We start from the raw sequence: 25,528 nt of genomic DNA, 5'->3' as shown, positions 1-25,528 counted from the left end.
TTCACCGCCCGGATTGCCTGCGGTGAAAAATCCTTATTTCTTTACTGCTTTATCTGTTTCCTTGGCCACGACCGGCCGCTCGGCCAGTTTGTGCTCCAGATAATGGATGTTGGTGCCGCCTTCGATAAAGCGGGCATCGATCATCAGTTCGCGGTGCAGCTGGATGTTGGTCTGGATGCCTTCGACCACCATTTCCGACAGCGCAATCTGCATCCGTTTGATAGCCTGTTCGCGGCTGGCGCCGTAGGAAATCACCTTGCCGACCATCGAATCATAATGCGGCGGCACGAAATAGCCGGCGTAAGCGTGCGAATCGACGCGGATGCCAGGACCGCCAGGCGCGTGCCACGACAGGATCTTGCCCGGCGACGGCGTGAACTTGAACGGGTCTTCGGCGTTGATGCGGCATTCGATGGCGTGGCCGGTGAGCTGGATGTCGCGCTGGCGGAAACGCAGTTTTTCACCGGACGCGATGCGGATCTGCTCTTGCACGATGTCGATGCCGGTGATCATCTCCGTGATCGGATGCTCCACCTGGACGCGGGTATTCATCTCGATGAAGTAGAACTCGCCGTTTTCATACAGGAACTCAAACGTGCCGGCACCGCGGTAATCCATCTTGCGGCAGGCTTCGGCGCAACGGTCGCCGATTTTCTCGATGATCTTGCGGGGAATGCCGGGAGCCGGCGCTTCCTCGATCACCTTCTGGTGGCGGCGCTGCATCGAGCAGTCGCGCTCGCCCAGCCAGACGGCGTTCTTGAACTGGTCGGCCAGGATCTGGATTTCCACGTGACGTGGATTTTCCAGATACTTCTCCATATACACTTCCGGATTGCCGAAAGCGGCGCCGGCTTCAGTCTTGGTCATGGTGACCGCATTGGCCAGGGCCGCCTCGGTATGCACCACGCGCATGCCGCGTCCGCCGCCGCCGCCGGCCGCCTTGATGATGACCGGATAGCCGATCTTGCGGGCGATCTTGACGATTTCCTTGGGGTCGTCCGGCAATGCGCCTTCCGAACCGGGAACGCAAGGCACGCCGGCGCGGATCATGGCTTGCTTGGCCGATACTTTATCGCCCATCAGGCGGATGTTCGCCGGCCGCGGGCCGATGAAGACAAAGCCGGATTGCTCCACGCGTTCAGCAAAATCGGCGTTTTCCGACAAGAAGCCGTAGCCGGGGTGGATCGCTTCGGCGTCGGTCACTTCAGCGGCGCTGATGATGGCCGGCATGTTGAGATAGCTCAGGCTGGACGGCGCCGGGCCGATACAGACCGATTCATCCGCCAGTTTTACATACTTGGCGTCACGGTCAGCCTCGGAATGGACCATCACGGTCTTGATGCCCATTTCACGGCAGGCGCGTTGGATGCGCAAGGCGATTTCGCCGCGATTGGCGATAAGGATTTTTTCAAACATAGGTGGTATGTGTCGCTATGGGTCCAGCGTTATCAAACTTTGGGTTGCCGGTGCGGGGCTCGCGTAGCATCGGATGACTAGTGCGGCAGATGCCCCTGCGCTGGCAACCAGAACGGCGAAACCCCGGTGAAGCGGATGCCGCCGTGCAGATTACGTGTAACTTACTGTGGATGACTCGGGATTGCCGGATTATCCAATGATGAACAATGGCTGGCCGAATTCGACCGGCTGGCCGTTTTCAACCAGGATCTTCTTGACCACGCCGGAAGCGTCGGCTTCGATTTCATTCAGCAGTTTCATGGCTTCGATAATGCACAGGGTGCCGCCTTCCTTGATTTCCGAACCGACTTCGACGAATGCCGGCGAGCCGGGAGCCGACGAGCGGTAGAAGGTGCCGACCATAGGTGATTTGACAACATGGCCTTCCGGTACGGCGGCTATTGCTTCCACCGGCGCTGCCACGGCGACTGGCGTCGGTGCGGCGACCTGGTACTGGGCAGGGTGCTGCTGTTGCGGTTGCATCATGACAACTTGGTTCTGCTGGGATGCAGACGACTTGACGATACGGACCTTGCTTTCGCCTTCCGTGACTTCAAGTTCTTCGATGTCTGACTCCGCGACCAGGTCGATCAGCGTTTTGAGTTTTCTCAAATCCATGTGCAATCCTTCAGAATATATAAATTATGAAAAGCTATTTTTCGTTTTTTAACATGCAGATCAACGCAGTTGCAGTGATTTTGCAAAGACGTCAGTTTACTGTAATGCGGTCAACTAGAGTTTCTTAATGGCAAAATCAATTGCGGCACGATAGCCATCCACGCCCAGGCCGCAAATGACACCGACAGCGACATCGGATAAATAAGAGTGATGCCGGAATGCTTCCCGCTGGTGGATATTCGAGATGTGGATTTCGACAAAACGAATCGCCACGCCGCTCAGCGCATCGCGCAAGGCCACGCTGGTATGCGTCAGCCCGCCGGGATTGATGACAATAGCGTCGATGCCTTCTGCCTTGGCCGCATGGATGCGGTCTATCAGCGCACCTTCGTGATTGCTCTGGAAGTGCACAAGCCGGGCGCCAGCGGCGGTAGCCTGGACCCGAGCTGCCTGTTCAACATCGCTCAGCGAAGTTGAACCGTAGACTTCTGGCTCTCTTGTTCCCAGCAGGTTCAGGTTGGGTCCGTTGAGTAGAAGTATATTTTTTGCCATGGAGATGATGCTCCGTTTGACGACGATGGCGCATTTTGCCGTCAAATGACGCTGACTGGCAAGGGAAAATTTGTTTCTGTGAAATTTCAGCGCGGCATTGTTAATTGTTTTTTGAGTAAGCTTCTCGCTTACAGCAGGGATAAATCTTTCCGCAGCTCATCGAATTTAATGCTGCCAAGATACATCTTCTTCACCCCGCCGTCACGCCCGATCAGGACCGTATAGGGCAGGCCGCCGGACTGGTTGCCGAACTGCCGCAGCAGTGCGGTGGCGCCAGTGCCGGCCACATACAGGGGGTAGGAGATTTTGTATTTCTCGGCGAATTTCGCGATGTTATCAGCAGAATCGACGCCGATCCCGATAATTTGAATATTTTTCGCTGCAATCTCGCCCTGCAAGGCATTCAGTTCGGGCATTTCTTCCACGCAGGGTGCGCACCAGGTCGCCCAGAAATTGACGATCAGCGGTTTGCCTTTCCATTGTGCGAGGGAGCTGGCTTTGCCGCCGGCGTCCGGTATTTCCTGTGCAAACAGCGCGGCCACGCCGGCGTTCTCGGGGGCGGTCGGGGTATTGCGCTGTACGCCGAAATACACGCCGATCGCGCAAAATAAGAGCGCAATCGGCACAAATATCAAAATATTTCTTTTCATTAATTTTCTTCTTTGTTGATCAGCGCCAGCACCGCATTCAGATCGGCGCGTTCAGCCCGTTTGCCTGACGCGGCCCTGATACTACCGCGCAAATCGTCAGTTTCATATAGGGTGAGATGGATACCCTCTTTCTTATACATGAAACTCACAGTTTCCACTGGATCGTTATTACCCCCGCTTTTAAGGGAGGGGCTGGACGACAGTTCGAATTGCACGTTCTTGTTAAAAAGAAAAATTTCCACGTCTTTCGGACTATCTACAAACAAGTGCAGGTAAACGTCAGAGTGTTCGCCGGCAGTCCCATTCAGGGCCGCGCCGGTCAGGTAAGGCTTGAATTGCGCCAGCTCGCCCATGATTTCCGCCGCCAGCCGGCGCAGGTGCAAGAGCCGGGCCGGCTGTGTGTCGGCGAAGAACAGTTCATTATATAAACGTACTTCGTCTTCGATCTGGGCGTTATCTGGCATGAAACTGCCGCTACGGCCGCGATTGCTGCCGACGCACAGTTCCAGCGCCTTGCGTTTTGCGGTCCCATAGTCGGCGCCGTCCTCGGCGATCATGCGTGCCGCCGCCGCCGCGATTTCTGCGCGCAGCTGTTCTAGTTCAGGTGAGAGATTGGATGCCATGACCGCCATGATATCTCAATGTGCAAACTCCTATTAAGCCCCTATTAATAGTAGCTACTCCCGCCGGGTGCCGGGCGCTCCAGCTGGTGCATGTAGGCGGACCGTGCAAATCTGCGATTCCACTTTTTGAACACGCTGCTAACGGCGGCAGCGGCCGCTCAGGTAAAATCACGGTATTCCCTCTTTTCAGAATAGCGAAACTCAAGAATGCACATTCATATCCTTGGCATCTGCGGCACCTTTATGGGCGGTTTGGCGGTCTTGGCTAAACAGGCAGGACATAAAGTCACCGGTTGCGATGCCAATGTGTACCCGCCGATGAGCACCCAGCTCGAGGCGCAGGGAATCGACCTGATCCAGGGCTTTGGCGTCGAGCAGATCTGCTTGCAGCCGGACCTGTACGTGATCGGCAACGTGGTGGTGCGCGGCAATCCGCTGATGGAAGAAATCCTGAACCGCGGCCTGCCTTATATTTCCGGACCGCAATGGATCGGCGAGCATATCCTGCGCGACAAATGGGTGCTGGTAGTGGCCGGCACGCATGGCAAGACCACGACTTCGGCCATGCTGGCCTGGATCCTGGAAGACGCCGGCTACGATCCGGGCTTCCTGATCGGCGGCGTGCCGATGAATTTCGGGATTTCGGCGCGCCTGTCGGGCAAGGCGGAGGCTAACACTCACACCGCGGCATCCCCGTTCTTTGTGATCGAAGCGGATGAGTACGACACGGCATTCTTCGACAAGCGCAGCAAATTTGTCCATTACCACGCCAAGACGGCCATCCTGAACAACCTGGAATACGATCACGCCGATATTTTCCCCAACTTGGCCGCCATCGAAACCCAGTTCCACCATCTGGTGCGCACCGTGCCCGGCGTCGGCCGCCTGCTGGTGAATGCGCGCGAGCCGGCTTTGCAGCGGGTTCTGGAGCGCGGCTGCTGGAGCGAAAAGGAATTGTTCGGCGGCGACGGGGAGCAAGGCTGGTCGCTGACGACGCTGGACAACGGCCATTTCGAGGTGCGCTTCAATGGCGAGCTGCAAGGCTGCGTGCAGTGGGAGCTGAGCGGCGAGCATAACCGCATGAATGCGCTGGCGGCGATCGCCGCGGCGCGCCATGTCGGCGTGCCGCCGGCGCAGGCGATTAGCGCCCTGGCGCGCTTCGAGAATGTCAAGCGGCGGATGGAGTTGCGCGGCGTTGTGCGGGAAATCGCAGTATACGACGATTTTGCCCACCATCCGACCGCGATCGCTACCACTGTCGCCGGTTTGCGCAAGAAAGTCGGCAAGGCGCGCATCCTGGCGGTGCTGGAACCGCGTTCCAATACGATGAAGCTGGGCGCGATGAAAGATGCATTGCCGGGCAGCTTGGGCGAGGCCGACCTGGTGTTCGGCTACGGCGCCAAGGGCGGCGGCAAGGATGCCCTGGATTGGAACCTGGCCGAAGCGCTGCAGCCGCTTGGCGCCAAAGCGAGTACTTACAATGAACTGGACCAGCTGGTGGCGGCGATCGTCAAGGCTGTCCAGCCGGGCGACCAGGTGCTGGTGATGAGCAACGGCAGCTTCGGCGGCGTCCACCAGAAACTGCTGACGGCGCTGGCTGCCCAATGATCCTGTATCTGCACGGTTTCCGTTCTTCGCCGCAATCGTTCAAGGCGCGCTTGCTGGCCGAACGCATGCGGCAGCTGGGCCGGGCCGATGAATACCTGTGCCCGCAGCTGCCGGCCTCGCCTGCGGCTGCAATCGCCCTGGCGCGGGATCTGGTGCGCGATGTCGACCCGGCGCAGCTGACGCTGATCGGCTCTTCGCTGGGCGGCTACTACGCCACCTGGCTGGCGGAGCAGAGCGGCTGCCGCGCGGTGCTGCTGAACCCGGCCGTCAAGCCGCCGCGCGACCTCGAGCAGTATGTCGGCGTCAGCACCCAATATCATTCCAGCGAGCCGTTCGAGTTCAAGCGCGAATACATAGCGCAATTGCAAGCCCTGCAGGTTGACGTCATCAGCAAGCCAGAACGCTATTTCCTGATTGCCGCCACCGGCGACGAAGTGCTGGACTGGCATGAAATGACCGGCCATTATCCGCAAGCCCGGCAATTGGTGATTCAGGGTAGCGATCATGGCATCAGCGAATTTGCCGACTATGCCGATGAGGTACTGGCTTTTTGCGGCATCGCGGCGGGATCGGGAGAGCGATGACACGTGCCTGCAGCCATGCAAAATGGCATGATCACGCCAACGGCGTAGCGCCTTCCGCGAATATGCGCGACTGGCTGACCGATCGCGTCTCGCTGACTTACAAGCTGATGGCGCACTGCCAGCAGTTTCGGGTGCAGCGACTGCGCCAGCAACGGGCGCTGCCGTTGGCCGAGGAATGGCTGGCGATCGGCCTGGCGCGCCGCCAGCAGGTGCAGGAACGCGATGTGCTGCTGCGTTGCGACGGCCGTCCCATGGTGCTGGGCCACACGGTGCTGGCGCTGGATGCGACGACCACCGAATGGCCTTTCTTCGGCAGCCTGGGTGAGCGCTCACTCGGCTCTACGCTGTTCGGCGATCCGCTGGTGGCGCGCGGACAGTTGCAGTATGCGCGCCTGTATGGCGGCCATCCGCTGGTGCGGCGCATGTGCGCCGCCAGCGGCGTCGACGCTTTCGCTTACCCGCTGTGGGCCAGGCGCTCGGCTTTCCGGCGCAAGACCGGCATCATGCTGGTGACAGAAGTATTTTTCCCCGAGATCGAGGAATTGCGGCGAGCGCGGGCGGATATCAAGGTGCTGTCTGCCGGGTTTTCCATTTCCTCCGATCTATCCCGGCATATCCATCCGGCCCATCAATTACTTTCATTTGCCGCTACTAAATAGGTTTGGCTTGCAGGTAGCAGCGATATCATCAGAAATCCACACAGAAATTCACAAGTAAAGCGCATGCAATGAATCTATTTTTTGAAGAGTCCGGCGACTTTAAAGCAGGTGTCGTACTGTCGCAGCAAGGCGAGGCCTATCAGGTCGAACTGCCAACGGGCAAACGCAGCAAGGTGAAAGCCAAGGACGTGCTGCTGCAATTTACTGCGCCGACGCCGCAGGATCTGCTGGACGAAGCCAGGCAGATCGCGCAAGGCATGGAGCTCGATTTCCTGTGGGAAGTCGCGGGCCAGGAAGAATTCGGCTTTGCCGAACTGGGGGCCGAGTATTTCGGCCACGCGCCGCAACCGGTGGAAGCCGCCGGCCTGCTGCTGAGCCTGCACACCGCGCCGATCTATTTTTATAAAAAGGGCAAGGGCCGTTACAAGGCCGCGCCGGAAGCATCGCTGAAAGCGGCCCAGGCCGGCATCGAAAAGAAACGTCAGCAGGCTCTGATCCAGGCTGGCTATGTCGACCAGCTCAAGGCCGGCCAGCTGCCGGAGGTGATGAAGCCGCTGGCGCTGCAGCTGCTGTTCAAGCCGGACAAGAACAGCCTGGAATACAAGGCGCTGGAGGCAGCCTGCAATGAATTGCAGACGTCGCCGCAGCGCCTGATGCTGGCGGTCGGCGGCATTGCGTCGCCGAAGCAGCTGCACCTGTCCAAATTCTTGCTGGAATTTTTTCCCAAGGGTGCGGGCTTTCCCAAGATCGCCATCCCGGCGGTGGCCGACCTGCCGCTGGCGCAGGTGCAGGCATTTTCCATCGACGACGTCACCACCACGGAAATCGATGATGCTCTGTCGGTACAGACGCTGGCTGACGGCAATGTCCGCATCGGCATCCACATCGCCGCACCGGGCCTGGGCATCAAGCGCGGCGATCCCCTGGACGTGATCGCGCGGGCGCGCATGTCGACCGTCTACATGCCGGGCGACAAAATCACCATGCTGCCGGACGAACTGGTGGAAGCGTTCACTCTGGCGGAAGGCAAGAACTGCCCGGCGCTGTCGCTGTACGCCACCCTGAATCCGGCCGACTGGAGCCTGATCAGTACGGAAACCAAGGCCGAGCTGGTGCCGATTTCCGCCAACCTACGCCACAACACGCTGGACGAACTGGTGACGGAAGAGAACCTGGCCAACGATGCCGGCGACTATCCGCACAAGGCCGATATCGCCGTGTTGTGGAAATGGATACAGGTTTTGGAACAAGGCCGCATGGCCAAGCGCGAAGGCTTCGGTTTGCGGCCAGAGCAGAACAACCGCGTCGATTTCAATTTCTATGTCGAAGACGATGTCGTTACTATCGCGCGCCGCAAGCGCGGTGCGCCGCTGGACAAGATTGTCGCGGAACTGATGATCTTCGCCAACAGCAGCTGGGGCAAGCTGATGTCGGACCACGGTGTGCCCGGCATCTATCGCGCCCAGGGCGGCGGCAGCGGCGGCTGGGCTGCCAAGATGCAGGTGCGCATGGTGACGCATGCTGCGCCTCACCAAGGCCTGGGCGTGGATCAATACGCCTGGAGCACTTCGCCTCTGCGCCGCTACACCGATCTGGTCAACCAGTGGCAGATCCTGGCTTGCGTTGAAGGCGGCGTCGCCGCGCCGCTGGTGGCGCCGTTCAAGCCGCGCGATGCCGATCTGTTTGCGATCGTCTCCGGCTTTGACGCCGCTTACTCCGGCTACGGCGACTTCCAGTCGAACATGGAGCGCTACTGGTGCTTGCGCTGGCTGGGCCAGGAACAGGCGCGCCAGGTAGAGGCCGCGGTGTTGAAGGATGAAATCCTGCGGCTGGCTGAGATCCCGCTGATCATCAAATTGCCGGGCATGCAACAACTGGCGCGCGGCACCCAGGTCAAGCTGGACATCATCCGCTGGGATGAGGTCGACCTGACGGTTGAGGCGCGCTTGCTGGAAGTCTCGGCGCCGCCGGAAGGCCAGCAGCTCGACGAGCCGGAGGAGGAAGAGGAAATGGCTGTGGAACTGGACGCCGCCATGGACATGCCGCACGAGAGCACCGAAGCCGAGCTGGAAGCTGCGCTGGACAGTGAAGCTGTGGCGCCGGTCGCTGATGACGAGAGTGCAACTCAGGAGAGCAAACCGGCAACGGAGTGAAAGCATCAGGCAGCGGAGACCTGCAGTAAATTTCCTGTGGGCATCTCTCTGTCGTAGAATGCTTCCCTTGTAGAATTCTACGTTTGCAGAATTCCTCTCCGAATTTCTCTTTTCACTTTTTTAACAGCGACCTTTGGCACACGCGTGAAATCCTTTTTTCAAAATCGAATCCTGGTCGGCGCCATCGCGGCATCGGTATTGGCGCATGCGGCGCTGCTGGCGGTGCGTTTCGCTGCGCCTGAAGCCTTCAAGCTGAAACCCACCGATCCGGCGCTGGAAGTGATCCTGGTCAACGCCAAGCACAACACCAAGCCGGTCAAGCCTGAAGCGCTGGCGCAAGCCAACCTGGATGGCGGCGGCAACGCCGACGCCGGCCGCGCCAAATCGCCGCTGCCTGACATGCGCAAATCGGAAGATGGCGACAACGTCCAGGCCGCTCAGCGCCGCATCGAGCAGCTGGAGCAGCAGCAACAGCAGATGCTGGCGCAGATGAACAAGCAGACGCCTTTGAAGATGCCTGTCATGGATGTGTCGGACAAGGCCAGCGACAACACGCCGCAGCCTAGCGGCAGGGACCTGGTCGAAAGCGCCAAGGCGATCGCCCGCAGGGAAGCGGAAATCTCGAAGAATATCGACGATTACAACAAGCGGCCGAAAAAGACCCAGATCACGCCGAGCACCCGTGCGGTCGGCTACGCGGCTTATTACAAGGCGTTCCAGGACCGTGTCGAAAAACTGGGCACCTTGAATTTCCCGAAAAAGAATGGCAAGAACCTGTACGGTAAATTGGTCGTTTATATTCCGATTTACCAGGATGGCTCTTTGTACACCAAAGAAGGCGGCGCCCGCATCGAGCGCGGCTCCGGCAATCGCGACCTCGATGCCGCCACCTTGAAAATCATCGAGCGCTCGGCGCCGTTCGGACGCTTCCCCGAGAATATGCGCAGCAGCGGCAAAGACGATGTGTGGGAAGTGATTTCCACTTTCGAATTTACCCGCGAAGGGCTGCTGGAAGCACAACTGATGAGCGGAGTAAATCAATGACGGGCGGCGCCGGATCTACAGCTTACTTTGCAGACTACGTGGTGATCGGCAATCCGATCGCCCACAGCAAATCGCCGGCGATCCACGCCCGCTTTGCGGCCGACACCGCACAGGACATGCGCTATGCACACCTGCTGGCGCCGCTCGACGGCTTTGCGGCAGCGGTGCGGGAGTTCATCGCCCAGGGCGGCCGCGGCGCCAATGTCACGGTGCCGTTCAAGCTGGAAGCCTACGCATTGGCCGACCGGCTGACTACCCGCGCCAAGGCGGCCGGTGCAGTGAACACATTGAAATTCGACGATGGCGTCATCCTCGGCGATAACACCGATGGCATTGGCCTGGTCAGCGACATCGTGCGCAATGCCGGCTTTGACCTGGCGCACAAGAAAATCCTGCTGCTGGGCGCCGGCGGCGCGGCGCGCGGCGCGGTGCTGCCGCTGCTGGAAGAGCGGCCGGCGCAGCTGGTGATCGCCAACCGCACGGTGGCTAAGGCAGAAGAACTGGCGCAGCAGTTCCAGCAGTACAGCGAACAGCCAGGCATCCTGAGCGCCTGCAGTTTCGCGCAAGCGACGCAGGGGTTCGACCTGGTGATCAACGCCACTTCGGCCAGCTTGCAGGCCGAGCTGCCGCCGCTGGCTGCCAGCGTATTCGGCCCGGCGACGCTGGCCTATGACATGATGTATGGCAGCCAGCCCACCGTCTTCATGCAGTTCGCCGCAGCGCACGGAGCACGCGTGCGCGATGGCCTTGGCATGCTGGTGGAGCAGGCGGCCGAAGCGTTCTTTGTCTGGCGTGGCGTGCGTCCGCATACCGAGGCTGTATTTGCCGCCTTGCGCGCCCAGCTTTAAGCGCGCACAACTAGCTGCCCAGATTACTTATTTGCAGGAAATCAGAATGAAATCAGTCGGCAAGATTTTTTTGCGTTTATGTTTGCTGCTGATCGCTGCAGTCTTGCTGTTGCAGGTTTATTTTTTCGTGCAGATCTGGTGGTGGGTCGACCACAATCCGAGCTCCACCAGCTTCATGCGCCATCGCTTGTCCGAGCTGCAGGAAACCGTGCCGGACGCCCAGCTGCAATTCAAATGGCTGCCGTATGCGCGCATCTCGAACAATCTGAAACGCGCCATCATTGCTTCCGAAGACGCCAATTTTTCCGAGCATGACGGCGTCGACTGGGACGCGCTGCAACAGGCTTACGAGAAAAACACCAAGAAGGGCAAGGTCGTGCGCGGCGGTTCCACCATCACCCAGCAGCTGGCGAAAAACCTGTTCCTCTCGGGCGAGCGCAGCTATCTGCGCAAAGGCCAGGAGCTGGTCATCACCTATATGCTGGAGTTCCTGATGGACAAAGAGCGCATATTCGAAATCTACCTGAACGTGGTGGAGTGGGGCAACGGCGTGTTCGGCGCCGAGGCGGCCTCTCAGCACTACTATAAAACCTCGGCCACCAACCTCGGCGCCAGCCAGGCCGCGCGGCTTGCGGTGATGCTGCCGCGTCCGCGTTTCTACGACAAGAATCGCGGCTCGGCTTACCTGTCGCAGCGCACCGGCTTGATTTTGCGGCGCATGGGTTCTGCGGAATTGCCTTAATATATCGGCCTGACGGAAGTTGTTTAAATTGCAGCATGTTCCGATTTCCGGACTGCAAAAAAACTGCATGGCAACTTCCCTGAAAAATCAGTCTGCGAGGTAAGCGTGATCAATGTATTCGTATTGCAAAACGGCCGACTCAACCAGGTCAATATCGAGAGCCATAGCGACTTGCAACAGGTCCAGCCGGTCTGGGTCGACCTGACCGAACCGAACGGCCAGGAGCGTGCCTGGGTCAAGAGCATCTACGGCGTTACCTTGCCCGGCGAGGACGAAGTCAAGGATATCGAAGCCTCGGCCCGCTACTACGAAGCGGAAAACGGCGACCTCCACCTGCGTACCGATTTCCTGTTCGAAGAAGACGACGGCCCGTCGTCCACCGTCACCGTCGCTTTCATCCTGGCGCGCGACATCCTGTTTTCAGTGCATGGCGAAGACTTGCCGGTATTCCGCCTGGTGCGCATGCGCGCGCGTTCGCGACCGGGCTCTATCGGCGATTACAAGGACGTGCTGCTCGACCTGTACCAGACCGATGCCGAGTACTCCGCCGACGCCTTGGAGGGCGTCTACAAGAAGCTGGACGAGGTCAGCCAGCGCGTGCTGCAAAAGAAGCTGACCGACCAGGCCGCGGCCGAAGCGCTGAGCGCCATGGCGCATGAGGAAGACTTGAACGGACGCATCCGGCGCAACATGATGGATACGCGCCGCGCCGTCAGTTTCCTGATGCGCGGACGCTTGCTGAACGTGGATCAGTTTGAAGATGCGCGCCAGATCTTGCGCGACATCGAATCGCTGGACGGCCACACCGCCTTCCTGTTCGACAAGATCAACTTCCTGATGGATGCGACGGTCGGCTTCATCAACATCAACCAGAACAAGATCATCAAGATCTTCTCGGTCGCCTCGGTGGCATTCCTGCCGCCGACGCTGATCGCCAGCATCTACGGCATGAACTTCCGTTTCATGCCCGAGTTCGAGTGGCATCTTGGCTATCCGCTGGCGCTGGTGCTGATGGTGTGTTCGGCGGTTACGCCGTTCTGGTACTTCCGCCGGCGCGGCTGGTTGAATTGAAGTAGGGTGGGCAGATTTTCTGCCCACGCTGAACCCGCTCCTCGAATGATCGGCGTGCCGCGTGGGCACAGGGGCCCACCCTACGCCAGTTGCGCAAAGGCGCCGCGGGCAGCTGCGATGGTGGCGTCTATGGTGGCGTCGTCATGCTGCGCCGACACGAAGCCGGCTTCAAAGGCAGACGGCGCCAGGTAGACGCCGGCATCCAGCATGGCGTGGAAGAACTTGTTGAACAAGTCCTTGTTGGAAGCCATCACCGCGGCGTAAGTGCCAGGCACCTCTGCCGCAAAATACAGGCCGAACATGCCGCCGATGGCGTCGCCACAGAATGTGACGCCGGCCTCCTTGGCGGCGCCGCTCAAGCCCTGCACCAGCTTGGCGGTTTGCGCCGTCAGCCTGGTGTAGAAATCCGGTTCCTGGATCAGCTTGAGGGTGCTCATGCCCGCCGCTACCGCCACCGGATTGCCGGACAGCGTGCCGGCCTGGTACACCGAACCGAGCGGCGCCATGTGCTTCATCAGGTCGGCGCGGCCGCCGAAGGCCGCCACCGGCAAGCCGCCGCCGATGACCTTGCCCAGCGCGGTGATGTCGGGCTTGATGTTGTACAGCGCTTGCGCGCCGCCCAGCGCCACACGGAAGCCGCACATGACTTCATCGAAAATCAGCACGGTGCCGTATTGCGTGCACAGGCGGCGCATGGTTTGCAGGAATTCCGGCGTCGCCCGCACCAGGTTCATGTTGCCGGCGACCGGCTCGACGATGACGCAGGCGATCTGGTCGCCCATGTCCTTGAAAGCCTGTTCCAGCTGTTCGCAATTGTTGTAGTCGAGCACCAGCGTGTGCTTGACGAAATCTTCCGGCACGCCGGCCGAAGTCGGATTGCCGAAGGTCAGCAAGCCGCTGCCGGCCTTGACCAGCAGCGAATCGGCGTGGCCGTGATAGCAGCCTTCGAACTTGACGATCTTGTCGCGGCCGGTGGCGCCGCGCGCCAGGCGCAGCGCGCTCATGGTCGCTTCGGTGCCGCTGGACACCAGGCGCACCTGTTCGATCGACGGCACCAGCTTGCAGATTTCTTCGGCGATTTCGATTTCGCCCTGGGTTGGCGCGCCAAAGCTGAGGCCGCGGGCAGCGGCGTCCTGCACTGCCTTGATCACGACCGGATGGGCGTGGCCGACAATCGCCGGACCCCAGGAACCGATGTAGTCGATGTAGCGGCGGTCGTCGGCATCCCAGAAATAAGGGCCTTCGGCGCGCGTGATGAAGCGCGGCGTACCGCCCACCGAACGGAAGGCGCGCACCGGCGAATTGACGCCGCCGGGAGTGGTCAGTTGAGCGCGGGCGAACAAGGTGTCGTTATTGGAAGTCATAAGTCTATTCATTGCGAGACAGATTCACTCTGTCTCCAGCTGTTGAAATAAAAGAATCGAATGCCGGGGAGCGCTTGAATTGCCGCCTCTCCGGCTGCCTGAAACAGGTGAAAAATCAGGAACCGCCGGCGCCGTCCTCGTCCTTCGTTTCGCGCTCCAGTCCCTCTTCGCGGGCCCAAAAATAGCGGTCCGGTATCAGCCGGCCCATCCCCAGCCGTTGCGCTGCGGTGACTGCAGCCAAGGTGAATTCCTGGGCTTCGGAAACCGCTTCCGGCACGTCCAGGCCGTTGGCCAGCATGGCTGCGATCGCCGCCGACAAAGTGGTGCCGGCGCCGCTGAAAGAGCCGGAGACGCGCGGCCAGGTATCCTGCCGCACCACGCCGCTTTCGCTGAACAGGGTGTTGCCGATTTCGGCGGCGGGAGTCGGGGTGCCGGTCACGAACAGATATTCGCAGCCGAGTTCGATGACGCGCATCGCGTCGATGCTCAGCATGTCTTCCGACGACTGTTCGCGCCAGGTTTCCGCCAGCCGCGCCAACTCCACCGCCGACAGCACCATGACGGTGGTTTGCGGAATCAGTAGTTCACGGATGGCGGTCAGCAAGTCCTCGCTATCTTGTCCCTGATCCGGCATGGCCGATAGAAAAGGGTCTAGAATCAGCGGGATTTCCGGATAGTCGGAGACAATCTCGGCAATCACCGAAACGCTCTCGATGCTGCCGACGGCGCCGACCTTGAAGGCGGCCACCGGCATGTCTTCGAGCAGCACGCGGGCCTGGTCGGCAACCCAGTCTGCATCGATCTGCTGGGTGTCTTCGATGCGGGCGGTGTCGCCGATCAGTATCGACGTGATGACAGACAGGCCATGGCAGCCCATCGCTGAAAAGGTGGCCAGGTCTGCCTGGATGCCGGCGGCGCCGACTGGGTCGGCCACGCCGAAGGTCAATATAAGGGGAGAAGTTTGGTTTTGCACGGCGGGTAGATTAAGATATCCGACTTTGCATTTTACTTGATTGAAGGGTCACTGCCGTGAGCAATAACGAAAGCAACGCAACATCGAAGCCTGAATACAAAACCTGGATGTGCCTGATTTGCGGCTGGGTCTATGACGAAGAGGCCGGTTTGCCGGAAGAAGGCATCGCTGCGGGCACCCTGTGGGATGACGTGCCGATGAACTGGACTTGTCCGGAATGCGGCGCGCGCAAGGAAGATTTCGAAATGGTTGCCATTTAAGCTAATTCCCTCTTTTTTATTGCAGGAAGATTAAGATATCGTTCTCAGTTACAAAATAAATTGAACTTTACCGGCTTCTGTATATAAAACATTGTCCTAAGGAATGTCTTTCTTTGTTACAGTGACGCCGTAGATTTATTTGGATTGAATGAGACGATTTCATGACAACATCACTTGGCGGCGTCAACCTGAAGGTAATGGTGATTGACGATAGCAGCACGATTCGTCGTTCTGCGGAGATTTTCCTGAGCCAGGCCGGTTATCAGGTAGTACTGGCCGAAGATGGCTTCGATGCCTTGGCGAAAGTCAACGATCATAAGCCTGCGCTGATTTTTTGCGACATCCTGATGCCTCGGCTGGACGGCTATCAGACCTGCGCCCTGATCAAAAAGAGCGCCAAATTCCATGCAACGCCGGTGGTCATGCTGTCGTCCAAGGACGGCCTGTTTGACCGTGCGCGCGGCGCCATGGTTGGTTCAGATGAGTACCTCACCAAGCCGTTCACCAAGGACAGTCTGCTGAAGGCGGTGCGCCAGCATACCCAGACTGCGGACGGTGCCGTACCGGCTGTGGCATGAGCCGCAGCGGTTGAACGATTAAATAACTGACGTAAGTAATTTGCGTAACTGAAGTAAATAAAGGTTGAAAATGGCCATACAAAAAATTCTCATTGTCGACGACTCCCCAACCGAGCGTTATTTCCTGACCGATATCCTGGCGAAGGCCGGCTACTCCGTGTCGACTTCCGAAAACGGCGAAGGCATCCTCGACAAGATCAAGGCCGACAAGCCGCAACTGATCCTGATGGATGTGGTGATGCCTGGCCAGAACGGCTTCCAGGTGACGCGCTCGATTACGCGCGACGACGACACCAAGGATATTCCTATCATCATCTGCAGCAGCAAGGGCCTGGAAACCGACCGTATCTGGGGCTTGCGCCAGGGCGCGCGCGACTACCTTGTGAAGCCTATCGATCCGAAGGAACTGCTGGCTAAAATCGCTGCGCTCGGTTAATCGAGTACGGAAGTTGGAATTTAAAGTTTGACCTACGGCATCAGTACACAATCAATATGACCCAATCAACCTCGCCTCTGACGGCGGAATTGCCGCCATCGTCACCGCTGCAGCCTGTCAATAAGGTCGCGCTTGACGCCGACTCGCGCCGCAGCCGGCTGCGCGAATTTCAGTCGCACTTGCTGGAGCGGATGCAGGCTGCCCGCAGCGGCAGCGAGGCGCAGGAAAGCCAGCTTGGCTTATTGATCGGATCGAGCCGGTGGTTGTTGAATCTGCAAGAGGCCGGCGAAATCGTCGCCGTCGACCAGATTTCGCGGGTGCCGCTGACCCACGACTGGTATCTGGGCCTGAGCAATGTCCGCGGCACGCTGATCAGCGTGATCGATTTTGCACGCTTTCAGGGACAGGGATTGACGCAAATTGACAAGGAATGTCGGATTGTCGCTTTCGCGCCGACATTTTCTTTCAACAGCGGCTTGCTGGTTTCCCGTGTTATGGGCTTGCGCAACGTCGCTCAAATGACCCTGCAAGCCCCTGATCCGCTGGACCAGACTGGCGCCCGGCGCTATCTGGACAGCGATTCCCAGGTCTGGACCGAGCTGAGCATGGCCCAAATCTTGCACGACCCTCGTTTTTTACAAGTAGGTTTATGAGTCCCAGGCGCCGTTGCAACAACAGCGGTGTCCGGTGGCAGCGTATTGGCAATTAGGAGATTCTGTAATGGCATTCAAACTACCGTCTTTATCCAAGGCGGCCAAGGAAGAGCAAGGCGAGGCTGGCGATCGTTTCATGCAGGACGCGCTGATGCACGATCCTGAACAGACTGTCATGGAAGAACGTTTCATCCCTGAGCCGCCACCGGCGCCTATCGTGGCGCCGCTTGCTGCGCCAGCCCCTGTTTACAGGCCTGAGCCGGCAGCGGCGCCAAGCTTTGCCGCTACGCCGGAAGTTGTCGCGGCAGTTGCCCCGGCTACTGCTTTCACAGGCGCTGCTGTCGAACTCGCCAGTCCGGATGCGCGGCCGTTGCCATTGATCGGCAAACTGCCACAGCAAAAGCAGGTCCGCCTGTTGCTGATCATGCTCGGTGCAGGTTTGCTGCTGACTATCTTGTTCTTGTGGTTGAACGCCAAGAGTTCCACGATGAGCTCGACCCAGACCCAGATCGCCGGCGACGCGCTGATGCACTCGCAGCGTATCGGTAAGGCGACGCCGAATGCGATTCAGGGTAATGCCGAGGCGTTCAAGCAGCTGGCCGACAGCCGCAAGGAATTCAACCAGGATTTGGGCATCCTGTCGAAAGGCGGCGATTTCAAGGGACACGATATCAGTGCCCCGAGCGCCGCCATGGATTCCAAGCTGACCGACGTCAACAAGATCTGGTCGAATACCGACAAGGCCGCGGACACCATCCTGAAGCTGCAAAAGGAATTGACCAGCTTCGGCGTAACCCTGCAAAAACTGAACGGCATCTCGCCTAACCTGCTCGACCTGTCGGAACAGATCGCGACCCTGAAGACCCAGACCGGAGCCACCCCGCGCGAAATCGCGGCGTCCTCGCAGCTGGTCATGTTGACCCAGCGTCTGGGCCGCAGCGCCAATGAATTCCTGACTTCTGAAGGTGTGAACCCGGAAACGGCGTTCTTGCTGGGCAAGGATACCAACACTTTCCGCGACATCGTCAGCGGCTTCCTGAACGGCAGCGATGTATTGCGCCTGCCGGCCAGCAAGAACGAAGAAGAACGCAGCAAGCTAACCGAACTGGAAAAGAGCTTTGCCGAATACCAGGAGTCGGTTGCATCGATTCTGGGCAATATGCAGAACTTCGTTTCTGCCAAGCAGTCCGAGCAATTGATCTTTACCGAGAACGAAAATCTCAAGCAACGCCTGGGCGTGCTGCAGGATACCTATCGTACCGCACAGGATACGCAAAGCATCTGGTTCTGGCTGATGCTGCTGTCGGCCTTTGCGACCCTGCTGGCGGCTGCCGCGATTGCCTGGGTGCAGGTGCAGGACGGTCGTCACCGTACCCACGAAGCTGACGTACGCCGGATGGAAGCGGAAGAACAGCGTCTGCAGGCGATCAAGCAGGAAGAAGACGCAAGTAACGCCAACGACCAGAACCAGGCCGCGATTTTGCGCCTGATGAATGAATTGCAGGAAGTGGCGGACGGTGACTTGACAGTGCAGGCGACGGTGTCGGAAGACATTACCGGCGCGATCGCCGACTCGGTTAACTATACGGTGGAAGAGTTGCGTGGACTGGTCGGACGGGTTACCGCAACGGCGCAGCAGGTTACCGTGGCGTCAGACCAGGCGCAAAGCATTTCGATCGAACTGCTGGCGGCATCGCAACGGCAGTCGCGCGATATTCAGGAGACCACGCAAGCGGTTCTCGACATGGCGACCCAGATTACCGACGTTTCCAAATCGGCTAGTGAATCAGCTGAAGTGGCGCGGCAGTCGGTTAGTGCGGCGGAAGAAGGTTCCAAGGCGGTGGAAAACGCGATTTCAGGCATGAACGAAATTCGCGAACACATCCAGGAAACCTCCAAGCGCATCAAGCGGCTGGGTGAATCGTCCCAGGAAATTGGTGAAATCACCGAACTGATTTCCGACATTACCGAACAGACCAACGTGCTGGCGCTGAATGCGGCGATCCAGGCGGCTTCCGCAGGTGAAGCCGGACGCGGATTCTCGGTGGTTGCGGAAGAAGTTCAGCGCCTGGCGGAACGCTCCGGCGCGGCGACCAAGCAGATCGGCGCGCTGGTGCGTACCATTCAGACCGACACCCACGATGCGGTGGTGGCGATGGAACGTTCGACGCAAGGGGTGGTCGAGGGTGCCAAGCTGTCAGATGCGGCCGGTGCTGCGCTGTCGGACATCCGGCGCGTTTCGAACCGCCTGGCGGAACTGATTCAAAGCATTTCCTCTACTACCGAGCAGCAAGCTAATTCTGCAAACGGCGTGGCTACCAACATTCAGAACATTCTTTCGGTGACGGAAAAGACGCGGGAAGGTACACGCCAGACGGCGCTGTCGATTCGCGAACTGTCGAAGCTGGCAGAAGATTTGAAGAGTTCGGTATCGCGTTTCCGCGTCACCAATTAATGTGTAGTCCTGCGCTTGCCGACCTGCCGTCAGGTCAGCAAGCGCGGTATCGGCCAAGGCTTGCCCGGGTTTGCGCTGCTACTGCCGCAATCATGGGTGATGTTTTGGCCGATATGCATCATGGTCAACTCGTTTGACCATACCCTGAACCCATGAGGCAGTCATGACCACCGATTTTTCCAGTTCCGCGGCGCATTTGCAAGATTCAACGCGGACTCATCTTGATACCGGACCATTGTCATGGGTGATGAGCGAAATTCGCGAGGCGCTGAACCAGTCCGGCAATGCCTTGTTGCAAATCAGCGGCAAGCAGCAGGCCGGCGACGATCATTCGACCGCCATCCGTCATGCCAAGACCTATCTGCACCAGGCGCACGGCGCCCTGCAAATGGTCGACATCGACGGCGTCATCATCATCACAGAAACCGTTGAAGACCTGCTCGAGCGCGCCGAATCCGGCCAGGCCGAACTGAGCGCGCAGCACGTGCAGACTATCGGCAACGCCTATCAGGCTTTGATCGAATACCTGGACGAAGTGCTGGCCGGCGGCAGCCACCAGCCGGTACGTTTGTTCCCCTATTACCAGGCGCTGCTGGAAATCCGCGGCGCTGAAAGAATCCATCCGGCCGACCTGTTTTTCCCAGACCTGACAATCCGCCCGCATTTCCCGGCAGCGGATCATGCCGTGGCGATCGAGGCTGAAGCCTATCTGCCTTTGCGCAAGCGCTTTGAGCGGGCGCTGCTGCCGTTCCTGAAAAGCGCCGACAAGGCGATTGAACTGGAAAATGCCGGCGTCATGCAAGTAGTGGTCGGCGAAGTCGAACAGACCCAGCGCAACCAACAGGCGCGGGCCTTCTGGTGGGTCATGCACGGCTTCTCCGAAGCGGTTGCGACAGCGCAGATTTCCAACGAACTGTATGTCAAGCAGCTGTTCGCCCGCATCAACCTGCAACTGCGTCGCCTCAGCCAGGGCTCGTCCAGCATTTCGGAAAGGCTGTTGCGCGATGCCTTGTTCTTTATCGCCGGGATTGAAAACGCCTCCAAGCTGACCACCCAGATTCGCGCGGCCTACCGTCTCAATGGCCTGGTGCCGACCGACTACAGCACCCGCCACTACGGCCAGATCAGCCTGGACGCATTGGGCGCTGCCAAGGAGCGCCTGGGGCAAGCGAAGAACATGTGGGACCGTCTGGCCAGCGGCGACGCCGGCCCGGCTGCCGCGTTTGAAAAAGAAATGCACGGCCTCAGCGAAGCCGGCAGCCAGCTCAACGCGCCGTCTTTGTCCAAGCTGCTGCGCGAACTGAACGGCATCGCGCGCCACGCCGCGCATTCGCGGCCGGGTGACGCGATCTGCATGGAAATCGCCACCAGCCTGCTGTTTATTGAAAATACGCTGAACCACATCAGCCGTCTGCCGCAGAATTTCTCCGAGCGTGCCGATGCCATGACTGCGCGCCTGCTGGCCGTGGTCTCAGGCGAGACCTTGGGCAAGCCGGCACAGTGGATCGACGACATCTATCGCGAAGCGCAACAGCGCCAGACCGTCAAGATGCTGGCTTCGGAAATGCTGTCGAGCTTGCGCCAGGTTGAAAAAATGCTGGATGAGTTCTTCAAGGAACCAGAGCGGCGTGAAGTACTGACCCAGATCGAACAAGTGCTGCACCAGATCCAGGGCGCGCTGGCGATCCAGGACCAGAGCGATGCCATCCGCGTGGTCGAGCACACGCGCAGCACCTTGAAACGTTTTGCCGCCGAGGGTGGCGAGCTGTTGCCTGAAGCGCCGGAACAAAAAGAATTTGAACGGATTGCGCAAAACATCGGTGCGCTGAGCTTTTTCATTGAAACGCTGCAGCATCAGTCGGATGCGCAAAACAACCACTTCACTTTCGATGAAGAGGCCGGCGTATTCCGCATCAATCTGCTGGAGCGGCGCGCGATGGTTGCCGCGCCGCAGCCAGATCCGGTGGTGTCGTCGACAGTCAGCGACCATCATCCAGCGGCAGCAAGCGCCGCCGGCGACAGTCTGCCAACGCTGCCTGAACTGGCAACCGTGGAAGATGAGCTGCTGCAGCACCAGCAGCAATCGGCCGAACTGGCGCTCTCGCTGACAGCCCAGCCGCACGATCCGAAACTGCAGGAAAGACTGAAAGAATCGCTGGTGCAGATGCGGGTTGATGCTGCCCTGAGCGACAATCCGGAAGCGACCGACCGCGCCCAGGCTGCGATCGATATTCTCGACCATCCGGATTTCTCGGCGTCACAGCAATCGCTGGCGGACATCGTGACCACCATCGTGCCGATGCATGCGGCGGAAGCGACGCTGCCCGTAGCGGCGGTGGCGACGGTGACCGACGAGGAGGCCGATGCCGAACTGCGTGAGATTTTTTTGTCCGAAGCAGAAGAGGTCCTGACTAACGCCAGGCAAGCCCTTCTGCAACTGCACGGCGCGCCGCATAAGCAAGAACCGCTGACGGTGCTGCGCCGCGCTTTCCATACGCTCAAAGGCAGCGGCCGGATGATCGGCTTGAATGCTTTCGGCGAAGCGGCCTGGAGCATCGAACAGGTATTGAATCTGTGGCTGTCGGAATCGCGCGCGGTAAGCGCCGACCTGAGCGCTCTGCTGGATCATGCCGTGACCGAGCTGGATGGCTGGGTCAGGGAAATCCACCTGGACGGACACTCGGACCGGACGCCGCATGCATTGGCTGGAATTGCCAAGACTGTGCGCGAGGGCGGTGCTTTCGCCGCTCCGGCAGTCGCCGCCCCGATACAGGCCGAAGCCGCAAGCGAAACCGTGGAACTGAGCGATTTGCCGGAGATGCCGGCGCAAGCCGAGGAAATCCAGCTGAGTGACGACGACCTGGCCTTGTTCGGCGTCACCCACGCCGAGCACACGGAAACCGTCGTCTCCATTCACAGCACGGTGCACGAAGCCGGCGTTGAAGAAGAACTGACCCCGGCAGCGGAAATGCATGAGCAGCCGCTGGCTGAAGCGGCGCCGGTCGCCGCCTTGCGGGAGGTACCTGTCAGCGCCGAGGTTATCGCTTTTCCAGGCATGCAGGAAATCCGGCATGACGACAGCACCAAGCAGATTGGCGACCTGACCATCAGCCTGCCGCTGTACAACATCTATCTGGCCGAGACCGACCAGCTGGTGCGTCACCTGGCGCATGATTTTGCCGAGTGGCGGCATGAGCCTGAACGGCCGGTGATGACGCAGTCGGTGCACGCCGCCCATTCGCTGGCAGGCAGTTCCGCCACGGTAGGTTTCAAGCCATTGCAGGAAGTCGCGCATGCGCTGGAAATGGCTTTGCAGCGCATGGCGTTGCAGCCAGGCAGCCTGCACGGCGCCGACTACGATATCTTGCAATTGAGCGTCGAGCGCGCCAAGTGGATGCTGCAGCAATTCACCCAAGGCGACATGCCGTATTACGAGCCGGCGCTGGTGAGCAGCCTGGACAGTTTGTGGCAGCGACAAGAGTCGCGCGCGCATGAAGTGGAAGAGTTGCCGGAAATAGAAGGCAGCGATGAAGCGCCGGCGCAGGAAATCGTTGCGCCTGCCATCGAGCTTGAATCGATAGCCGCAGAAATCGCGCCGCAACTGGCCGAGGTTCCTGTGACCCCGATCGCAGCCGTAACCGAAGCTGCCGACAACTGGGATGAAGTATTGCACGTGCAGCCGATCGCGATTGCTGCCGTGACTCCGCATCAACCGGCAGCGGTGGCGGAAGTGCCACACCTGTTCGAAGCGCCGAAGGAAGATATCGATCCTTTGCTGGCGGTGCGCGATGAGCTGGATCCAGACTTGCTGCCGATCTTCCTGGAAGAGGGCAGCGACATGCTGCCGCAGATCGGCAGCGCCTTGCGCAGCTGGCAGGAAAACCCGGTCGGCACGACCAGCGCGCATCCGGTGCCGCAGGCTATCCTGCGCCATCTGCACACTATCAAGGGCAGCGCCCGCATGGCCGGCGCGATGGTGCTTGGCCAGCACATGCACGAGATGGAAAGCCATATCGAGGTGATCCTGCAATCAGGTAGTTCGTCGCGCCATACGGTCGACGAGTTGCTGGCGCACTATGACCGCGGCGTACAGATGTTTGATAATCTGCGCAATCCGCAAGCGGCGCAGCCTGTCGCTCCTGCTGCGCCACTCGCAGCAGAGGCGGCGGCGCAGGCGCATGCACCGGTCAACTTGCCGAGCGTTATGCCATCGCTGGCGGCGGGCGTGGTGGCGCCGGCGCTGGCCAGCACCAGCGGCCTGGTGTCGCAGGTGCGCGTCAACGCGGATATTCTCGACCGGCTGGTGAACCAGGCCGGTGAAGTATCGATCACCCGTTCACGGCTTGAATCCGGCATTGGCACCTTGCAGCTGTCCTTGTCTGAATTGACGGAAAACGTTGACCGCTTGCGCGGCCAGCTGCGTGAGATCGAGATCCAGGCTGAAGCGCAGATCAGTTCGCGCATGACCCTGGCCGGCGAGCGCGAATTCGACCCGCTCGAATTCGACCGCTTCACCCGGCTGCAGGAACTGACACGGATGATGGCGGAGAGCGTCAACGACGTCGCCTCGCTGCAGAAGAATCTGACCAACACGGTCGAAGGCGCCAACGTCGACTTGCTGACGCAACGCCGGCTGACGCGCGATCTGCAACAGGACCTGATGCATGTGCGAATGGTGCAGTTTGCCAGTATCGGCGAGCGTCTGTACCGGCTGACACGCCAGGTCGCCAAGGAACTGGACAAGCGCGTCAACCTGGATATCCGCGGCAGCCATGTGGAAATCGACCGTAGCGTGCTGGAAAAGATGATCGCCCCGTTCGAGCATTTGCTGCGTAACGCCATTGTGCACGGGATCGAATCGCGGGAAGCACGGCGTGCTGCCGGCAAGAATGAAACCGGCGAACTGAAAATTGAAATCCGTCAGGACGGTAATGAAATCCTGATTCAGCTGTCGGATGACGGCCAGGGCCTGAACCTGCCGCGCATTCGCGACAAGGCGCGCTCCGTCGGTCTGCTGGAAAACGATGAGCAGCTGTCTGACCTGGAAACCACCGACCTGATCTTCCGCCCCGGATTTTCCACCGCGGCTGATGTCACGGAACTGGCCGGACGCGGTGTCGGCATGGACGTGGTGCGCTCGGAAGCGGCATCGCTGGGGGGCCGCGTTGCGGTGACCAGCGATCCTGGCCATGGCACGCATTTCACGATTCACTTGCCGCTGACCCTGGCGGTTACCCAGGTGGTGCTGCTGACCACCGGCGGCAGTACCTATGCCGTGCCTTCGGCGCTGGTGGAACAGGTGCAGCAGTTGAAGGCAAAGGCTTTGGCCGCCGCTTATAACGATGGCATGCTGATGTGGCAGGGACACAAGGTGCCCTTGCAATATCTGTCGACCCTGCTGGGTGATGCGGAGATGGTGCCGGTGGCGCAGCAGTATTCGCCGATCATCATTTTGCGCAGCGGTAATGACCGGGTAGCCTTGCATGTCGACGAAATCGTCGGCAACCGAGAAGTCGTGGTCAAGAATATCGGCCCGCAACTGTCACGGATGATCGGGATTGCCGGCGCCACGGTGCTGGGTTCCGGCGATATCGTGCTGATCCTGAATCCGGTGCCTTTGATGCAGTTGCAACTGCAGCGTTCGGCGCACGAACATCGCGCCCCGCGCCAGTCGCATCTCGCTACCCACGACGTCATGGGCGCCGTGGCTGAGATGAGCGCCGCTCCTGAATCGGCAGCGCCGCCTGTGGCACAGGCAGTGCAAGGCTTGCGCAGCCAGAGCGTGGTGATGGTGGTCGACGATTCCTTGACCGTGCGCCGGGTGACCCAGCGTCTGCTGTCGCGCGAAGGCTACCAGGTAGTGCTGGCGAAAGACGGCGTCGATGCGCTGGAGCAACTGCAGGCGATTACTCCGGACGTGATGCTGGTGGACATCGAAATGCCGCGCATGGACGGCTTCGACTTGACCCGCAATATCCGCAATGACGATCGGACCCGCCATATTCCGATCATCATGATTACCTCGCGTACTGCGTCCAAGCATCGCAGCTATGCGATGGAACTGGGCGTCAACGAGTATCTGGGCAAGCCGTACCAGGAAGATGAGCTGATCAGCAACATCAAGTCGTTCATCAAAAAAGAAACAAACACCCTGCAATAACATTACGGAGGCTGGTGGAAGAACGATTTTCACCAGCCTCTG

General features: G+C 59.5%; 21 protein-coding genes. 14 read left to right on the top strand and 7 right to left on the bottom strand.

The window, feature by feature from the left end:
* Positions 1-33: 33 nt before the first annotated feature.
* The 5 genes from accC to AC07V8_RS21995 all read right to left on the bottom strand — a co-directional run bounded on the left by accC (position 34) and on the right by AC07V8_RS21995 (position 3,907).
* Positions 34-1,416, bottom strand: a complete 1,383-nt coding sequence (gene accC, locus AC07V8_RS22015; protein WP_494680538.1) for an acetyl-CoA carboxylase biotin carboxylase subunit — start codon at positions 1,414-1,416, stop codon at positions 34-36.
* A gap of 189 nt (positions 1,417-1,605) precedes the next feature.
* Positions 1,606-2,073, bottom strand: a complete 468-nt coding sequence (accB, locus tag AC07V8_RS22010; protein WP_494680537.1) for an acetyl-CoA carboxylase biotin carboxyl carrier protein — start codon at positions 2,071-2,073, stop codon at positions 1,606-1,608.
* A gap of 114 nt (positions 2,074-2,187) precedes the next feature.
* Complete coding sequence (gene aroQ / locus AC07V8_RS22005) at positions 2,188-2,625, bottom strand: type II 3-dehydroquinate dehydratase (protein WP_494680536.1); 438 nt, start codon at positions 2,623-2,625, stop codon at positions 2,188-2,190.
* A 128-nt stretch (positions 2,626-2,753) separates the two neighbouring features.
* Entirely contained in the window at positions 2,754-3,275 is a 522-nt protein-coding gene (locus AC07V8_RS22000) for a TlpA family protein disulfide reductase (protein WP_494680535.1), read from the bottom strand.
* Positions 3,275-3,907: a hypothetical protein gene (locus AC07V8_RS21995; RefSeq protein WP_494680534.1), complete on the bottom strand. Its 633-nt coding sequence runs from the start codon at positions 3,905-3,907 to the stop codon at positions 3,275-3,277. The genes AC07V8_RS22000 and AC07V8_RS21995 overlap by 1 nt, the downstream gene beginning before the upstream one ends.
* Before the next feature lie 198 nt (positions 3,908-4,105).
* Here AC07V8_RS21995 and mpl point away from each other — a divergent pair, with 198 nt between their 5' ends.
* From mpl to corA, 8 genes are all read left to right on the top strand, one after another.
* Positions 4,106-5,506 (top strand): UDP-N-acetylmuramate:L-alanyl-gamma-D-glutamyl-meso-diaminopimelate ligase, encoded by a 1,401-nt coding sequence (mpl, locus tag AC07V8_RS21990; protein WP_494680533.1) that lies wholly within the window; start codon positions 4,106-4,108, stop codon positions 5,504-5,506.
* Positions 5,503-6,090 (top strand): YqiA/YcfP family alpha/beta fold hydrolase, encoded by a 588-nt coding sequence (locus AC07V8_RS21985; protein WP_494680532.1) that lies wholly within the window; start codon positions 5,503-5,505, stop codon positions 6,088-6,090. The genes mpl and AC07V8_RS21985 overlap by 4 nt, the downstream gene beginning before the upstream one ends.
* On the top strand, positions 6,087-6,749 hold the full coding sequence (locus AC07V8_RS21980) for a chorismate--pyruvate lyase family protein (protein WP_494680531.1): 663 nt from the start codon (positions 6,087-6,089) through the stop codon (positions 6,747-6,749). The genes AC07V8_RS21985 and AC07V8_RS21980 overlap by 4 nt, the downstream gene beginning before the upstream one ends.
* A 68-nt stretch (positions 6,750-6,817) precedes the next feature.
* Positions 6,818-8,902 carry a ribonuclease catalytic domain-containing protein gene (locus AC07V8_RS21975; protein ID WP_494680530.1) on the top strand — a complete coding sequence of 695 codons (2,085 nt, stop codon included), beginning with the start codon at positions 6,818-6,820 and terminating at the stop codon, positions 8,900-8,902.
* Positions 8,903-9,046: 144 nt separating this feature from the next.
* On the top strand, positions 9,047-9,946 hold the full coding sequence (locus AC07V8_RS21970; protein ID WP_211444830.1) for a TonB C-terminal domain-containing protein: 900 nt from the start codon (positions 9,047-9,049) through the stop codon (positions 9,944-9,946).
* Positions 9,943-10,794, top strand: a complete 852-nt coding sequence (gene aroE / locus AC07V8_RS21965) for a shikimate dehydrogenase (protein ID WP_494680529.1) — start codon at positions 9,943-9,945, stop codon at positions 10,792-10,794. The genes AC07V8_RS21970 and aroE overlap by 4 nt, the downstream gene beginning before the upstream one ends.
* Positions 10,795-10,840: 46 nt before the next feature.
* The gene (mtgA, locus tag AC07V8_RS21960; RefSeq protein ID WP_494680528.1) at positions 10,841-11,536 is read left to right on the top strand and encodes a monofunctional biosynthetic peptidoglycan transglycosylase; all 696 of its coding nucleotides are present in this window, start codon (positions 10,841-10,843) and stop codon (positions 11,534-11,536) included.
* Positions 11,537-11,641: 105 nt separating this feature from the next.
* Entirely contained in the window at positions 11,642-12,607 is a 966-nt protein-coding gene (corA, locus tag AC07V8_RS21955; protein ID WP_494680527.1) for a magnesium/cobalt transporter CorA, read from the top strand.
* Between the two features lie 80 nt (positions 12,608-12,687).
* Here the strand turns inward: corA and hemL are convergent, their stop codons facing one another.
* The gene (hemL, locus tag AC07V8_RS21950) at positions 12,688-13,971 is read right to left on the bottom strand and encodes a glutamate-1-semialdehyde 2,1-aminomutase (protein ID WP_494680526.1); all 1,284 of its coding nucleotides are present in this window, start codon (positions 13,969-13,971) and stop codon (positions 12,688-12,690) included.
* A gap of 115 nt (positions 13,972-14,086) precedes the next feature.
* Entirely contained in the window at positions 14,087-14,944 is an 858-nt protein-coding gene (gene thiD / locus AC07V8_RS21945) for a bifunctional hydroxymethylpyrimidine kinase/phosphomethylpyrimidine kinase (RefSeq protein ID WP_494680525.1), read from the bottom strand.
* 107 nt (positions 14,945-15,051) lie between these two features.
* Here thiD and AC07V8_RS21940 point away from each other — a divergent pair, with 107 nt between their 5' ends.
* The 6 genes from AC07V8_RS21940 to AC07V8_RS21915 all read left to right on the top strand — a co-directional run bounded on the left by AC07V8_RS21940 (position 15,052) and on the right by AC07V8_RS21915 (position 25,486).
* Positions 15,052-15,204 (top strand): rubredoxin, encoded by a 153-nt coding sequence (locus tag AC07V8_RS21940; protein WP_098497522.1) that lies wholly within the window; start codon positions 15,052-15,054, stop codon positions 15,202-15,204.
* A gap of 161 nt (positions 15,205-15,365) precedes the next feature.
* Positions 15,366-15,782: a response regulator gene (locus AC07V8_RS21935; RefSeq protein ID WP_211444835.1), complete on the top strand. Its 417-nt coding sequence runs from the start codon at positions 15,366-15,368 to the stop codon at positions 15,780-15,782.
* Positions 15,783-15,852: 70 nt separating this feature from the next.
* On the top strand, positions 15,853-16,218 hold the full coding sequence (locus AC07V8_RS21930) for a response regulator (protein WP_038485766.1): 366 nt from the start codon (positions 15,853-15,855) through the stop codon (positions 16,216-16,218).
* Positions 16,219-16,274: 56 nt separating this feature from the next.
* Positions 16,275-16,871 (top strand): chemotaxis protein CheW, encoded by a 597-nt coding sequence (locus AC07V8_RS21925; protein ID WP_098495499.1) that lies wholly within the window; start codon positions 16,275-16,277, stop codon positions 16,869-16,871.
* Between the two features lie 67 nt (positions 16,872-16,938).
* The gene (locus AC07V8_RS21920; RefSeq protein ID WP_494680524.1) at positions 16,939-19,326 is read left to right on the top strand and encodes a methyl-accepting chemotaxis protein; all 2,388 of its coding nucleotides are present in this window, start codon (positions 16,939-16,941) and stop codon (positions 19,324-19,326) included.
* Positions 19,327-19,489: 163 nt separating this feature from the next.
* Positions 19,490-25,486 (top strand): hybrid sensor histidine kinase/response regulator, encoded by a 5,997-nt coding sequence (locus tag AC07V8_RS21915; RefSeq protein ID WP_494680523.1) that lies wholly within the window; start codon positions 19,490-19,492, stop codon positions 25,484-25,486.
* The last annotated feature ends 42 nt before the right edge of the window (positions 25,487-25,528 follow it).

Source organism: Collimonas sp. GW821-FHT02H07 (genome assembly GCF_059421505.1).
The sequence above is the reverse complement of the archived record's forward strand: the minus strand, read 5'-3'. Positions and strand labels throughout refer to the sequence as shown.